At 70.7% G+C, this 13,667-nt stretch carries 13 protein-coding genes; 5 read left to right on the top strand and 8 right to left on the bottom strand.

Features of this window, described 5'->3' with window-relative positions; genetic code table 11:
- Nucleotides 1-54: 54 nt before the first annotated feature.
- The 3 genes from hpt to folE all read left to right on the top strand — a co-directional run bounded on the left by hpt (nt 55) and on the right by folE (nt 3,577).
- A complete protein-coding gene (gene hpt / locus HLK59_RS17970; protein ID WP_046260375.1) occupies nt 55-615 on the top strand; it encodes a hypoxanthine phosphoribosyltransferase in 561 nt (186 codons plus the stop codon).
- 196 nt (nt 616-811) lie between these two features.
- Nucleotides 812-2,851, top strand: coding sequence for an ATP-dependent zinc metalloprotease FtsH (gene ftsH / locus HLK59_RS17965; RefSeq protein ID WP_171142456.1), 2,040 nt, complete (start codon nt 812-814; stop codon nt 2,849-2,851).
- A gap of 120 nt (nt 2,852-2,971) precedes the next feature.
- Nucleotides 2,972-3,577 (top strand): GTP cyclohydrolase I FolE, encoded by a 606-nt coding sequence (gene folE, locus HLK59_RS17960; RefSeq protein ID WP_171142455.1) that lies wholly within the window; start codon nt 2,972-2,974, stop codon nt 3,575-3,577.
- 52 nt (nt 3,578-3,629) lie between these two features.
- Here the strand turns inward: folE and HLK59_RS17955 are convergent, their stop codons facing one another.
- From HLK59_RS17955 to HLK59_RS17930, 6 genes are all read right to left on the bottom strand, one after another.
- Nucleotides 3,630-4,115 carry a DUF3180 domain-containing protein gene (locus HLK59_RS17955; protein WP_171142454.1) on the bottom strand — a complete coding sequence of 162 codons (486 nt, stop codon included), beginning with the start codon at nt 4,113-4,115 and terminating at the stop codon, nt 3,630-3,632.
- Nucleotides 4,116-4,171: 56 nt separating this feature from the next.
- The gene (gene folK / locus HLK59_RS17950; protein ID WP_171142453.1) at nt 4,172-4,783 is read right to left on the bottom strand and encodes a 2-amino-4-hydroxy-6-hydroxymethyldihydropteridine diphosphokinase; all 612 of its coding nucleotides are present in this window, start codon (nt 4,781-4,783) and stop codon (nt 4,172-4,174) included.
- The gene (gene folB, locus HLK59_RS17945; protein ID WP_171142452.1) at nt 4,780-5,139 is read right to left on the bottom strand and encodes a dihydroneopterin aldolase; all 360 of its coding nucleotides are present in this window, start codon (nt 5,137-5,139) and stop codon (nt 4,780-4,782) included. The genes folK and folB overlap by 4 nt, the downstream gene beginning before the upstream one ends.
- Nucleotides 5,140-5,431: 292 nt before the next feature.
- Nucleotides 5,432-5,935: a nuclear transport factor 2 family protein gene (locus HLK59_RS17940; protein WP_171142451.1), complete on the bottom strand. Its 504-nt coding sequence runs from the start codon at nt 5,933-5,935 to the stop codon at nt 5,432-5,434.
- Nucleotides 5,932-6,891: a dihydropteroate synthase gene (gene folP, locus HLK59_RS17935; protein ID WP_240982480.1), complete on the bottom strand. Its 960-nt coding sequence runs from the start codon at nt 6,889-6,891 to the stop codon at nt 5,932-5,934. Before folP ends, HLK59_RS17940 begins: the two co-directional genes overlap by 4 nt.
- A gap of 86 nt (nt 6,892-6,977) precedes the next feature.
- The gene (locus HLK59_RS17930; RefSeq protein ID WP_171142450.1) at nt 6,978-8,789 is read right to left on the bottom strand and encodes a phosphatidylglycerol lysyltransferase domain-containing protein; all 1,812 of its coding nucleotides are present in this window, start codon (nt 8,787-8,789) and stop codon (nt 6,978-6,980) included.
- Nucleotides 8,790-9,021: 232 nt separating this feature from the next.
- On the opposite strand from HLK59_RS17930, the gene HLK59_RS17925 reads away from it, so the two are divergent.
- Nucleotides 9,022-10,149 (top strand): alpha/beta hydrolase-fold protein, encoded by a 1,128-nt coding sequence (locus HLK59_RS17925; protein ID WP_171142449.1) that lies wholly within the window; start codon nt 9,022-9,024, stop codon nt 10,147-10,149.
- 194 nt (nt 10,150-10,343) lie between these two features.
- Complete coding sequence (locus HLK59_RS17920; RefSeq protein WP_240982479.1) at nt 10,344-11,669, top strand: hypothetical protein; 1,326 nt, start codon at nt 10,344-10,346, stop codon at nt 11,667-11,669.
- A gap of 153 nt (nt 11,670-11,822) precedes the next feature.
- On the opposite strand, the gene HLK59_RS17915 is transcribed toward HLK59_RS17920, so the two are convergent.
- Together HLK59_RS17915 and HLK59_RS17910 are read right to left on the bottom strand one after the other, a co-directional pair.
- Nucleotides 11,823-13,157: a PH domain-containing protein gene (locus HLK59_RS17915; protein WP_171142447.1), complete on the bottom strand. Its 1,335-nt coding sequence runs from the start codon at nt 13,155-13,157 to the stop codon at nt 11,823-11,825.
- Nucleotides 13,154-13,657, bottom strand: a complete 504-nt coding sequence (locus tag HLK59_RS17910) for a PH domain-containing protein (protein WP_171142446.1) — start codon at nt 13,655-13,657, stop codon at nt 13,154-13,156. Before HLK59_RS17910 ends, HLK59_RS17915 begins: the two co-directional genes overlap by 4 nt.
- Nucleotides 13,658-13,667: the final 10 nt, after the last annotated feature.

Here is a 13,667-nt window from a genome sequence, read left to right as displayed (position 1 = left end):
GGGGCCGGAACGCCCCTCACCGGGGGCGGACAGCCGGTGGGACGACCGAAAGTGATGCGGGTGGACGCGAAAGACATGGGCACCGACCTCAAAGAGGTGCTCATCACCAAGGAAGAGATCGACGCCAAGCTCGTCGAGCTGGCCGCGAAGATCGACGCGGAGTACGCGGGCAAGGACCTGCTCATCGTCGGCGTCCTCAAGGGCGCGGTGATGGTCATGGCCGACCTCGCGCGGGCGCTGTCCACCCCCGTCACCATGGACTGGATGGCCGTGTCGTCGTACGGCGCGGGCACCCAGTCCTCCGGTGTCGTCCGGATCCTCAAGGACCTCGACACCGACATCAAGGGCAAGCACGTCCTGATCGTCGAGGACATCATCGACTCCGGCCTGACCCTGTCGTGGCTGCTGTCCAACCTCGGCTCGCGCGAACCGGAGACGCTCAAGGTCTGCACCCTGCTGCGCAAGCCGGACGCCGCCAAGGTCGCCATCGACGTCGAATGGGTGGGCTTCGACATCCCCAACGAGTTCGTCGTGGGCTACGGCCTCGACTACGCCGAGAAGTACCGCAACCTCCCGTTCGTCGGTACGCTCGCGCCCCACGTCTACGGCGGCTGAGCCGGCCTTGGGGCCAAGCGAGCCTTCTTCGTAAGACGATCGGGAACCCCGGCGGGTTTCGCGCCGTTGAAGCATGCAGACGGGCTCGTTCAGCCGTCCCGTGCGGCTTTGGGCAACAAAGCTGGGGTACCGTCAGAAGAACTGTCTTATCAAACTCACTATGGCAGGAGGGACGGGGCGACACCGCTCCGTATGGATGGACGTGAAGCGATACTTCCGTGGGCCGGTCATGTGGATCGTGCTGGCCGTCCTTGCCGTGGTCGTGTTGATGCAGGTCGTCGGCTCGTCCGGCGGCTACAAGACGGTGGACACCGGCCAGGTCGTCCAGGCGATCAATGAGAACAAGGTCGAATCAGCCAAGCTCACCACCGGCGACGAGCAGACCATCAAGGTCCAGCTCAAGGACGGCGAAAAGGTCGAAGACAGCTCGAAGATCCAGGCGAGCTACATCGGCGACCAGGGTGTGGACATCGCCAACACCCTGCAGGGCAAGTTCCAGCAGAAGCAGATCCCCGACGGGTACACCGTCTCGCCGACGAAGCAGAACGCCTTCGTCGGGATCCTGCTCTCCCTGCTCCCCTTCGTCCTCATCGTGGTCGTCTTCCTGTTCCTGATGAATCAGATGCAGGGCGGCGGCTCCCGGGTCATGCAGTTCGGGAAGTCCAAGGCGAAGCTCATCACCAAGGACACCCCCAAGACGACGTTCGCCGACGTCGCCGGATCGGACGAGGCCGTCGAGGAACTCCACGAGATCAAGGAGTTCCTCCAGGAGCCGGCGAAGTTCCAGGCCGTCGGCGCCAAGATCCCCAAGGGCGTACTGCTGTACGGCCCTCCCGGAACCGGCAAGACCCTGCTCGCGCGCGCTGTCGCGGGCGAGGCCGGCGTGCCGTTCTACTCGATCTCCGGCTCCGACTTCGTCGAGATGTTCGTCGGTGTCGGTGCCTCCCGAGTCCGTGACCTCTTCGAGCAGGCCAAGGCGAACGCCCCGGCGATCGTCTTCGTCGACGAGATCGACGCGGTCGGCCGCCATCGCGGCGCCGGCCTCGGCGGTGGTCACGACGAGCGCGAGCAGACCCTGAACCAGCTGCTCGTCGAGATGGACGGCTTCGACGTGAAGGGCGGCGTCATCCTGATCGCCGCCACGAACCGGCCCGACATCCTCGACCCGGCCCTCCTGCGCCCCGGCCGCTTCGACCGCCAGATCGCGGTCGACCGCCCGGACATGCAGGGCCGTCTGGAGATCCTCAAGGTTCACCAGAAGGGCAAGCCGGTCGCACCGGACGTCGACCTGTCGGCGGTCGCCCGCCGCACACCGGGCTTCACCGGCGCGGACCTGAGCAACGTCCTCAACGAGGCCGCGCTGCTCACCGCCCGCTCGGACAAGAAGCTCATCGACAACCACATGCTCGACGAGGCCATCGACCGCGTCGTGGCGGGCCCGCAGAAGCGGACCCGGATCATGTCGGACAAGGAGAAGAAGATCACCGCGTACCACGAGGGCGGACACGCCCTGGTCGCGGCGGCTTCCCCCAACTCCGACCCCGTCCACAAGATCACCATCCTGTCCCGCGGCCGTGCCCTGGGCTACACGATGGTGCTCCCGGACGAGGACAAGTACTCGACCACGCGCAACGAGATGCTCGACCAGCTCGCCTACATGCTGGGTGGCCGCGCGGCCGAGGAACTGGTCTTCCACGACCCGACCACGGGCGCCGCGAACGACATCGAGAAGGCCACGGCGACGGCCCGCGCGATGGTCACGCAGTACGGCATGACCGAGCGTCTCGGCGCGATCAAGTTCGGCGGTGACAACACCGAACCGTTCCTCGGCCGCGAGATGTCGCACCCGCGCGACTACTCGGAAGAGGTCGCCGCGCTGGTCGACGAGGAGGTCAAGAAGCTCATCGAGACGGCGCACAACGAGGCCTGGGAGATCCTGGTCGAGAACCGCGACGTACTCGACGCGCTCGTGCTCCAGCTGCTGGAGAAGGAGACGCTGAACAAGGAGCAGATCGCCGAGGTCTTCGCTCCCATCGTCAAGCGTCCCCCGCGGCCGGCCTGGACCGGCTCCTCCCGCCGCACGCCGTCCACCCGTCCGCCGGTGCTCTCCCCCAAGGAGCTCGCACTGACGAACGGCGCCAACGGCGCGACGCCGGCGATCACGACGGCCAAGTCCACGGTGACGGAGTCGGCCCCCGTGGCCGAGCCGGCCCCCGAGGAACGTCCGGAGAGCTGACACCCCGGACCCCGGTGACCCCACCGGGCCCGGAATGGATGCCGCGCCCCCCAGGATCTAGCCTGGGGGGCGCGGCGCTTTTCGGCCGCGTCGGCAGGCACACCGAGGAACGAGGCAGAGATGACCGACCCCGTGACGCTGGACGGCGAGGGCTCGATCGGCGAGTTCGACGAGAAGCGCGCAGAGAACGCCGTGCGCGAGCTGCTGATCGCGGTGGGGGAGGACCCAGACCGCGAGGGGTTGCGGGAGACGCCGGGGCGGGTGGCTCGGGCGTACCAGGAGATCTTCGCGGGGCTGTGGCAGAAGCCCGAGGATGTGCTGACGACGACTTTCGACCTGGGGCACGACGAGATGGTCCTCGTGAAGGACATCGAGGTGTACTCGACGTGTGAGCATCATCTGGTGCCGTTCCGGGGCGTTGCCCACGTCGGCTACATTCCGGCCACCACCGGCAAGATCACCGGCCTGTCCAAGCTGGCGCGGCTCGTGGATGTCTACGCCCGTCGGCCGCAGGTGCAGGAACGACTCACCACGCAGATAGCGGACTCCCTGATGGACATCCTGGAGCCGCGCGGTGTGATCGTCGTCGTCGAGTGCGAGCACATGTGCATGTCGATGCGGGGCATCCGCAAGCCGGGCGCGAAGACCCTCACGTCGGCGGTACGGGGGCAGCTGCGGGACGCGGCGACCCGCAACGAGGCGATGAGCCTCATCATGGCCCGCTGACACGGCAGAGTGCCGCGGGGCTGTGGCACGGTGCCCTACGGCAGGTTCGGCGCTATGCGGCCGACGCCGCTCCCGTGTTCCGGTCGTCGTCCTCCGGGAGCTTGCAGACGTGCTCCAGGAAGATGGCGGCCACTATGACCGCGATGCCTGCCAGGACCGAGAAGCCGGCGTAGATGGCCTGGTCGCGCCGGGCGGGGATGTCGAGGGATTCCAGGAGGAAGACGCCCGTGCCGCCGTACATGCCGGCGACGAGGGCGGCGACCAGGGCGCTGGCCTGGCCGAAGACGACCGCGCGGGCCGCCATCAGGGGGTCGACGCCCTTGGCCTCGGGGCGGCGCTCGCGCTGGGCCTTGAGGCGGGATCGGATCGAGAGCGCCGTGGCGACCAGGACCACGGCGATCAGGGCGAGGACGATGGGGGCGGCCAGGGGGACGCTGGGCAGGGTCCCGATCGAGTTCCACAGGCGGGCGCCCGCCCAGGACAGGACTCCGGCGATGACGAAGACGCCGGCCAGCAGCCTGATGCGCAGCTCTCTCACGGTGACCCTTCAGCTCCCCCGGAACCCACGAACAGTGGTTGCCTTGACCTTAACGACTATTCGGGCAGCCGGAGTTCCAGGTCCGTACGGGGTTCCACGCCGATCCGGGTCACGGTGGCCAGCAGACCGGACACCGGGCCGCGGCCGGGCAGCTGGGCCTGCGGTTCCACGTCGTGCCACGGCGCCAGGACGAAGGCTCGTTCGTGGGCGCGCGGGTGGGGGAGCGTGAGCGTCGGGTCGTCGGAGACGACGTCGGCGTAGGCCACGATGTCGACGTCGAGTGTGCGCGCGCCCCAGCGCTCGTCCCGTACGCGGTGGAAGGCCTCCTCGACCGCGTGGGCCCGTTCCAGCAGCGAGGACGGGGGCAGCGTCGTCTTCACCACGACGACCGCGTTGAAGTACGACGGCTGGCTGCCGGGCTCCACGCCCCACGGCTCCGTCTCGTAGACGGGCGAGACCGCCTTCACGCGGACGCCCGGGGTGTCCTCCAGGGCGTCGATGGCGCCCTGGAGGGTCTCCAGGCGGTTGCCGAGGTTGGCGCCGAGGGAGATCACGGCCCGTTTCGGGTTGTGGAGGGTGGTGTCGGCGGCGTCGACCTGCTGCACGACGGAGGCGGGCACCGGTTGTACGGTCGGGTCGCTGTGACCCTCGGTGAACGAGGCAGTCATACTCGGCTCCGGATGATGGTGATCGTCACGTCGTCGAAGGGGACCGTGATCGGCGCGTCCGGTTTGTGGACGCAGACCTCGACCTCCTGGACCTCTTCGTGCTTCAGACAGGCCTGCGCGATGCGCTCGGCGAGCGTTTCGATGAGGTTGACGGGCTCGCCCTGGACGACGGCCACGACCTCCTCCGCCACGATTCCGTAGTGCGCGGTCTTCGACAGGTCGTCGTCGGCGGCGGCCGGCCGGGTGTCGAGTCCCAGGACGAGGTCCACGATGAAGGTCTGGCCCTCCTCGCGTTCCTCGGGGAACACACCGTGGTGCCCGCGGGCCTTCAGGCCGCGCAGCGCGACACGATCCACGCGAATCACTCCTGCAATCGTCGGTAACGGCCGGTTCGTGCCGTGTGCGGGCGGCACACCGGCCTCGAACGAATCTACCTGCGGGCACTGACAGGGCCGGGCCACGGGGGCTCGGGCCGAGCCGGGGCCAGGAGGTTTCATCGGGTGTTTCCCCTGGGGAACCCGGTGGCTCACGGGTTGGTAGCCGCCCCTACCCGGGGGTCCGTGATTCCAACCACTTCTTGGTCCCTGTGGGCGTTCCGGTGAGGCACACGTGGGTCGCCGGCGGGTGATCCGTGGTGTGTCCGCCCGTTCAGGAGGGTGTGTCGTCCGGTTCGTCCTCGTCGTTCTCGGCCAGCACGGGGGAGGCGTGGTGGGACCAGAGTTTCCAGCCGGACGGGGTGCGGCGGTACACGTTGGTCGCGACCACCAGCTGGCCGACGAGCGGGCCGAGTTCCTCGCCGCCCTCGGGAGCGGGACCGCCGCTGAGGATGTTCTCGGTGCAGGTGACGAGGGCGGTGTCGCCGGTGACGGAGACGTGCACGTCGGTGAGGAAGAACTGGATGTAGTCGGTGTTCGCCATGATCAGCGCGTACGACCTGAGGACCTCGCCGCGGCCGGTCAGCACCGGCCAGCCGGGGTGCACGCAGGAGACCACGCCGGTGTCGGCCGGATCGTGGTACTCCTCGTCGACGCCGAGGTCGGCCGGGGTGAGCCAGAGGGAGGACAGCTCTTCGAAGTCGCCGCGCTCCATCGCCTCGTAGTAGGTGGTGTTGGCGGCTTCCACCTGTTCGACGTCGGTGTGGGGGGCGCTCACAGGGCGCCTTCGGGGGATTGGGCGGAGTGGGTGCCCGGCGCGCGGCTTGTGGTGTGCGCCCCGCTTGCGGTGACCGAACCCGGCGTACCGCCCGGCTCGCGTGCTCCCTCCACGGCGCGTGCGACCCGTACCGCGTCCGCCGTCGCGCGCACCTCGTGCACGCGTACCGCCCACGCGCCGGCCTGCGCCGCGAGGGCGGAGACGGCGGCCGTCGCGGCGTCGCGCTCACGGGCGGGGGGCGGGGCGCTCTCCGGGCCGGCGAGGACGCGGCCGAGGAAGCGCTTGCGGGAGGCGGCGACGAGGAGGGGGTGGCCGAGAGTGAGCAGGCGGTCGAGGTGGGCGAGGAGGACGAGGTCGTGCTCGGCGTCCTTGGAGAAGCCGAGGCCGGGGTCGACCACGACGCGGTCGGGGGCGATGCCGCCGGCGAGGACGGCCTCCACGCGCGTGTGCAGTTCGTCGACGACTTCACCGACGACGTCGGCGTAGACGCCCTTGACGTTGCCGCCCTCCAGGAAGCCGCGCCAGTGCATGACGACGAAGGGGGCGCCGGAGTCGGCGACGACGGGGATCATCGCGGGGTCGGCGAGGCCGCCGCTGACGTCGTTGACGAGGGATGCGCCGGCGGCGAGGGCCTGTGCGGCGACCGAGGCGCGCATGGTGTCCACGGAGATGGTGACGCCCTCGGAGGCGAGACCGCGGACCACGGGGATGACGCGCTTGAGTTCTTCGGCCTCGTCGACGCGGGTGGCGCCGGGGCGGGTGGACTCACCGCCGACGTCGACGAGGTCGGCGCCCTCCGCGACCAGGGCGAGGCCGTGCTTGACGGCGGCCGTCGTGTCGAACCAGCGCCCGCCGTCGGAGAAGGAGTCGGGGGTGACGTTGACGACTCCCATGACCGCGCAGCGGTCCCATTCCGGAAGCCCGACGACGCGCCCGCGTCCGCTCTGCTTGCTCATACGTTCAGCCTAGGCCCAGACAGGAGCCGCAAGGCCGTCCGGCCTGGAGAGCGGGGTCCGCCCTCCGGATGCCGGGCCGGTCGAGGTCATGCCGCGCGGACGTCTCTTTCCCCGACGGCGTGGGCACACGCGCGTGCGCTGGTCCGGCGGCGGCGCAGGAAGCGCGGCACCGGGAGGGCGAGATTGACGAAGCCCTCGGCCTGCATGGCGGCGAAGCCGATGCGGGGCAGGTCGCCGGAGGCGCGGTAGACGACGAAGCGGGGCTCCCAGCGGGGCTGGAACTTCGCGTTGAACTTGTACAGGGACTCGATCTGGAACCAGCGGGAGAGGAAGACCAGCAGCCCGCGCCAGGCGCGCAGCACCGGACCCGCGCCGATCTTCTCGCCGCGCGCGAGGGCGGCGCGGAACATGGCGAAGTTCAGGGACACGCGCGCGATGTCGAACTTCGGTGCCGCCTGGAGCGCGGCCACGATGAGCAGTTCGTTCATGCCGGGGTCGGCGGAGCGGTCGCGGCGCATCAGGTCAAGGGAGACGCCGTCGGTGCCCCACGGGACGAAGTGCAGGATCGCCTTCAGGTCGCCGTACTCACCGGGTACGGCGTCGGCCTTGTGGGCGGTGGCGATCAGGCAGTCCCCGTCGGTGGGGTCGCCGATGCGGCCGAGCGCCATGGAGAAGCCGCGCTCGGTGTCGGTGCCGCGCCAGTCGTCGGCGGCGCGGCGGATGCGCTCCAGTTCGGCGTCGCCGAGGTCACGGACGCGCCGTACGCGGGTCTCGTAACCGGCGCGCTCGATGCGCTTGACCATCTGGCGCACGTTGCGCATCGCGCGCCCGGCGAGGGAGAAATCCGCGACGTCCACCACCGCCTCGTCGCCCAGTTCGAGGGCGTCCAGGCCGGTCTCGCGGGTCCAGACCTCGCCGCCGGTCTCCGAGCAGCCCATGACGGCGGGCGTCCAGGAGTGGGCCTGGGCCTCGTCCATGAAGCGCTCGATGGCACCCGGCCAGGCCTCGACGTCGCCGATGGGGTCGCCGCTGGCGAGCATCACGCCGGACACGACGCGGTAGGTCACGGCCGCCTTGCCGCTGGGGGAGAAGACGACGGCCTTGTCGCGGCGCAGGGCGAAGTGGCCGAGGGAGTCGCGGCCGCCGTGCTTGTCCAGGAGGGCCCTGAGACGCTCCTCGTCGTCCTCTGTGAGCTGCGCGGCGGGGTGTTCGGGGCGGAAGGCCAGGTAGATCGTCGTGATCGCCGTGAGCAGGCCCAGGGCGCCGAGGGAGAAGGCGACCGTCCAGGAGGTGTTGCCCTGGTAGTCGACGGGGCCCTCGAAGCCGAACAGGCCGTACAGGACGTGGGTGATGCGGTCGGCCAGGCTCGGGTCGCCGACGAGCGTCTTCGGATGGACGCTGACGATGACCAGCCCCAGCGCGAGGGAACCGGCGCCCATGAGGACGAAGTTGGCGAGCGCGCGCCACCGGCTGCGCGGGTCGGGCAGCGCCCTGAACTGGTCGCGGTGGATCAGCAGCGGCGCGAGCAGGGCGAGCGAGATGAGCGCGCCCACGGGGGAGTGGCGGTACGTGAACTGGGCGATCGCGCCGGCCGGCAGCAGGGCCACGGCGGCCCGCCAGGCCCGCCGCTTGCGGCGCCTGAGGCCGTGGGCGAGCAGGAGCAGCAGCACGCCCGTGCTCAGCGAGAGCGCCGCGGCGAACGGGCCGAGCGCGCCGGGGAGCACCTCGGCCATGGTGTGCATACGGCTGTGCCGGAAGCGCGGGAAGACGCCCGCGGCGATGTCCAGCAGGCCCACGATCGCGCAGGCTCTGGCGACCAGGACGGGGACTGCCTCGGGGCGCGGACCACGCAGTGCGTGCCGTGCCCACCGTGATCGGTTCGGAACCCCGCCCGACATTTCCACATCTGTCCTGACAGACATCGCATCCCGTAGTTCCGCGAGAGACCTTGGATCCGGGCCCGTATCGGGCGTCCGGCGACATTGCGCCCTCTAGGACGGTGTCTTCGAGGGAGAGGTTCACTCACTTCCTCAAAGCCGGTTCAAAGGCCGGGAAAAGGGCCGGACAAGCCTTCGCGAAGATCCGCGGGGAGTGCCGGCACGGGGAGAAAGCGCAGGCGGGAAACCAACCATGGGTCTCACGGGGAACAACGTGCTGGTGCTGGCGGTCGGGTCGGCGGTGCTGCTGTTCGTCGGCACGGTGTGGCTGTGGCCGCGGCTGTCGCGGCAAAGCTGGCGGGCCGTCGGCGGACGGGTGGGACTGCTGCTCGCGACCCAGCTGGCGCTCTTCGCGGCGGTCGGCCTCGCCGCCAACCAGGCCTTCGGGTTCTACGCCAGCTGGGCCGACCTGTTCGGCCAGGAGGACGAGCAGGGGGTGGTCGTCGACCACACGGCGAACGGCGGCTCGGGCGGCCCGCTCCAGGTGACGGACATCCGGCGGGTCAGGGAGACGGGCAGCGCGCGGCCGCAGAACGGCGGCCAGATCCAGAAGGTCGCCATTGTCGGCCGTACGACGCACATCGCCACGTCCGCCTTCGTCTACCTGCCGCCCGAGTACTTCCAGCCGCGGTACCGCGCGCGGACGTTTCCCGCCGCCGTGGTCCTCACCGGATATCCGGGCACCGCGCAGGCGCTGGTCGACAAACTCCACTACCCGGGCACGGCCCTGGACCTCGCCAAGGACGGCCGTATGCAGCCGATGATCCTGGTGATGATGCGGCCCACGGTGGCGCCGCCGCGGGACACGGAGTGCGTCGACGTTCCGGACGGACCCCGGACGGAGTCGTTCTTCGCCAAGGACCTGCCCGACGCCGTTCTCGCGCACTACCGGGTGGGGCGGAAGCCGGGCAGCTGGGGCATCATCGGCGACTCCACAGGCGGCTATTGCGCGCTGAAGCTCGCCATGCACCATCCCGAGGTGTACGCCGCGGGCGCGGGCCTCTCGCCGTACTACAACGCGCCGAGCGACCCCACCACCGGCGATCTCTTCCAGGGCGACAAGGGACTGCGCGATCGCGCGAACCTGTTCTGGTACCTCAAGCACATGCCCGCGCCCGACACTTCACTGCTCGTCAGCAGCAGCAAGATCGGTGAGTCGAACTACAAGGACACACTGAGGTTCATCGACCGCGTGAAGGCGACGAACCGGACGCACATCTCGTCGATCATCCTCGAAAGCGGCGGGCACAACTTCAACACCTGGCGGCGGGAGATTCCGGCGACGCTCCAGTGGATGAGCGGGCGGTTGAGCGATCGATGACAAATGATCTTGCTGTGGAGCCGGCGGATCATGTCCCGGTTGTCGAATTCGGTGGCGGGTCTGATTCCTGATGTCGTGTGAAGGCTGCGGTATGGCTGTGTTTTTACGGGCCGGGGCACCACGATTCGCCTACGCGCGGTAAGTTTCTGGCCATGCCACGTGGACGTCACCGCCATTCCCCGCCCTTGCACAGGATGCTTCCCCCGTCGGCGATCGCAGGCGTCTCCGTCGTCTGCGCCTTCGGCCCCTGGGCGTTCTCGCAACCTGCCGTGCTGCGCGTCGTCGCCGCGGCCGCCGCGGCGACGGCGGTCGTCGGTGCGGCCGTCATGCGCCGCTGGGACACGCAGGCCGGCAAGCAGGTCGCCGACCTCATACGCGCGCGTGCGAGCGACGAATGGCGATTCGAGGAACGGGTCGCCGAACTGGAGACCGACCTTGAGGAGTCGCGCGAACTGCGCGGCAAGCTGGAGCAGCGGCTGAGGTCCAAGCGCACGGAACTGGCGGGCCTGCGCAACGAGCATGCCGCCCTGCTGCGCCGGTACGCCACGGCGGAGACCGAGCGGGCGAGCGCCCTGGAGGGCCGCCGGCTGCTCGAGATAGAGGCGGCTCCGCCGCGCGAGCTGCCGCCCGTGCCGGTCGATGCCGACGAGGAGGCCGAGGCTGTGGCTGCCCCGGCCGAGGACGAAGCGGTGGAGACCGGGGACGAGGCGGCGGAGACCGAGGGCGAGGCGGCGGAGAGCGCCGAGTCCGCTGAGAGCGCCGAGTCCGTCGACGACGAGTCCGAGGCGCCCGCGATCTTCTCGCCGGAGGGCTCCAAGCTGTTCCTGCGGGCGAAGGCGGCGCTGTCGCGGTTCGAGGGTGGCGAGGGCGCCAAGAAGGACGACGCCCCCGAGGCCTCGGCCAAGGACGACTCGGCGAAGGACAGTTCGACGAAGGACGGCTCGTCCGACGGCTCGTCCAAGGACGACGGTTCCCCCAAGGACGACGGCACCCCGGACGGCGACGGCGGCCCGAAGGGCGACGGCCCCGCGAAGGACGTTCCGGCGCAGGCCGGTCCCGTCACCGCGCGCGTGGTCACCTCCGGTGACTCCGGAGCGGAGGCCGCGCAGGAGGACGAGGCGCAGGGGCAGCCCGTGGCGGTCGACGGGCATACGCGCGCGGCCGCCGTCACCACCACGCAGGCCAAGCCCGCCCTGCCCGCGCAGCAGCCTTCCGGGCACTTCGTCGCACCGACGGCGGTGGCCGTCGTGCCGGCCGCGCCCGTGCGGCGTGCCGCCGTCGAGGGCGGCTTCGACTTCTTCGGCATGCAGAAGGAGTCCGCCGCGCTGGAGTCCGTGCAGAACGAGGACCTCGCCGACGTGGTCGGCCAGGAGGCGCTCGCCCTCCACAAGGCCGAGTCCGAGGCGGAGTTCAAGCCGGCGGACGAGCAGTCCCGGGGCATCAGCCAGGTCATCGACCTGACGGCGCACGACGAGACCGAGCAGATCGATATGCAGGGGCTGCGGAGCGCGGTTTCCTGAACGACGCGTCGACGAGAGCCGCGCGGACTCCCGAGGGGGCCGCGCGGCTCTCTTTTTCCGCCGCGGCCCGGGCGCGGACCCCCAGCGGCCCGGGCAGGGGCCCAGCGGCCCGGCCAGGCGCCCAGCCGTCCCGGCAGACACCCGGCGGACCGGTCAGGCCATCCACCGGTCGGGCCGGGCGTCCCGCCGCCCCGTCCGTGATCTCTCCGCCTGCGCCCGCAGCAGCTCCGCGGCCTCCTCCACGTCCCGCAGACGCGCTGTGACGGTCTTGTTGGCCCCGGTGTCCACATGGACGTCGGCGAGCCGCCAGACGCGCTGCCAGGGCCCCTGGGCGAGCCGTACGCTCTGGACCTTCGCGTGCGGGACGAGGGCGAGGCTGCGCCGCAGCAGTCCTGTCCGGGCCGCGAACACCGCGTCGGTGACGGCGAGTCCGTGGCCCCGCCACCACACCGGCACGCAACGCCCGGCGCGCCGCGGCGGCCGGGACAGCGCCGACAGGGGCGGTACGACCACGCCGGGCAGCACGCGCGCGACGATCGCCTCGGCGACCTCGCGCGCGGCGACCGGCACCAGCACGGAGTTGGACGACCCGGCCACGTCCAGTTCGACCCGCACCCAGCCGCGCCGCCGCCACAGCAGCGGCTCCACGATCCGTACGGTCTGCACGCGCCCCGGCGGCACCGTCTCGTGGGTGCGGTCCAGGAGCCCGTGGTCGATCCGCAGCCCGTCGGGCGACTCGCCCACGGTCCAGTCGTACTCGCCGACGAACCGCCCCACGCTGCTCGCGCCCGCCGCGCCGAGCAGCGGTACGCCGGTCGCGAGGACCGTCCACAGGCTGTGGGTGGCGAACCACAGGAGGGGCGGTACGACGAGGGCGGCGGCCAGCGTGGCCCAGGTGGCGCCCGTCAGGACGAGGGCGATCGCGAGGTCGCGCGGAGGCGTGCGCAGCAGCTCGCGCGCCGGAGCCTCGCCGACTTCGTGCGCCGTCTCGGGTGCGAACCCGGCGGCGCGGGCGAGGAGTTCCGCGCGCAGCGCACGCGCCTCGCGCTCCCCCAGGAAGGCCAGTTCGTCCTTCTTGTCGGTGCCTATGACGTCGAGTTTGAGCTTCGCGACGCCCGCCACGCGCGCGAGGAGCGGCTGGGTGATGTCGATCGCCTGGATGCGTTCCAGCCGGATGTGCGCGGTGCGCCGGAACACCAGGCCGGTACGGATGCGCAGTTCGGCCTCGGTCACCGCGAAGTGCGTGTACCACCAGGTGAGGAAGCCGTAGAGGGCGGCGGCGGGGACGAACACGGCGAGGACGATCAGCAGGACCGTGGGGGTGAGCCGGGTCAGCTGGCGCTGCGCCTGGTCGGGGTCGTGCACCGCCCACCCGATGAGCACCGCGACGGGCGCCCACGCCCGCCTGAGCGGCGTCACGGGATGCAGCCGCCGCTCGGTCACGGGCGGCTTCTGCCGTACGTCGTCGTCGATGCCCGGCGTCGTCACAGGCCGGCCGATCGTGCCTGGCCGAGCTCGGTGAGCCGGTCGCGCAGCCGTTCCGCCTCGGCCGGGTCCAGGCCCGGGATGGTCGCGTCGGTCGCCGCGGCCGCCGTGTGCAACTGCACGCTGGACAGCCCGAAGTGCCGTTCCACGGGCCCGGAGGTGACCTCGACCAGCTGCATCCGCCCGTACGGCACGATGGTCTCCTCGCGCCACAGGACGCCCTTGCTGATCAGCAGGTCGTCGGCGCGCTCGGCGTACCGCCAGGAGGCCCAGTTGCGGCCCAGCATCACCCAGCCCCACGCCATGAGGGCGAGCGGCAGCAGCGCGAACGCGGCCCATGAGGGGCCCGCGACCCAGTTCAGCAGCAGGCCGACCGCCACGGTCAGCAGCCCCAGCCACACCACCAGCAACAGCCGTCGCATCCGCAGCAGCCCCGGAGGCAGGCCGATCCACACCGGCTCACCCTCCGCCGCCTCCGTATCCTGCCCGTTCCCCGTCTCCATGAGGTCAGCG

Origin of the sequence: Streptomyces sp. S3(2020), assembly GCF_013044505.1 — a bacterium.
Classification (GTDB): Bacteria; Actinomycetota; Actinomycetes; order Streptomycetales; family Streptomycetaceae; genus Streptomyces.
This window is presented reverse-complemented; position numbering and strand designations above follow the sequence as displayed.

What these genes read in the sequence shown, in the direction of transcription:
- hpt (WP_046260375.1), top strand. Translation starts at nt 55, where the DNA reads ATGCGGGTGGACGCGAAAGACATGGGCACCGACCTCAAAGAGGTGCTC.
- ftsH (WP_171142456.1), top strand. Translation starts at nt 812, where the DNA reads ATGGACGTGAAGCGATACTTCCGTGGGCCGGTCATGTGGATCGTGCTG.
- folE (WP_171142455.1), top strand. Translation starts at nt 2,972, where the DNA reads ATGACCGACCCCGTGACGCTGGACGGCGAGGGCTCGATCGGCGAGTTC.
- folK (WP_171142453.1), bottom strand. Translation starts at nt 4,783, where the DNA reads ATGACTGCCTCGTTCACCGAGGGTCACAGCGACCCGACCGTACAACCG.
- folP (WP_240982480.1), bottom strand. Translation starts at nt 6,891, where the DNA reads ATGAGCAAGCAGAGCGGACGCGGGCGCGTCGTCGGGCTTCCGGAATGG.
- HLK59_RS17930 (WP_171142450.1), bottom strand. Translation starts at nt 8,789, where the DNA reads ATGTCGGGCGGGGTTCCGAACCGATCACGGTGGGCACGGCACGCACTG.
- HLK59_RS17925 (WP_171142449.1), top strand. Translation starts at nt 9,022, where the DNA reads ATGGGTCTCACGGGGAACAACGTGCTGGTGCTGGCGGTCGGGTCGGCG.
- HLK59_RS17920 (WP_240982479.1), top strand. Translation starts at nt 10,344, where the DNA reads ATGCTTCCCCCGTCGGCGATCGCAGGCGTCTCCGTCGTCTGCGCCTTC.
- HLK59_RS17910 (WP_171142446.1), bottom strand. Translation starts at nt 13,657, where the DNA reads ATGGAGACGGGGAACGGGCAGGATACGGAGGCGGCGGAGGGTGAGCCG.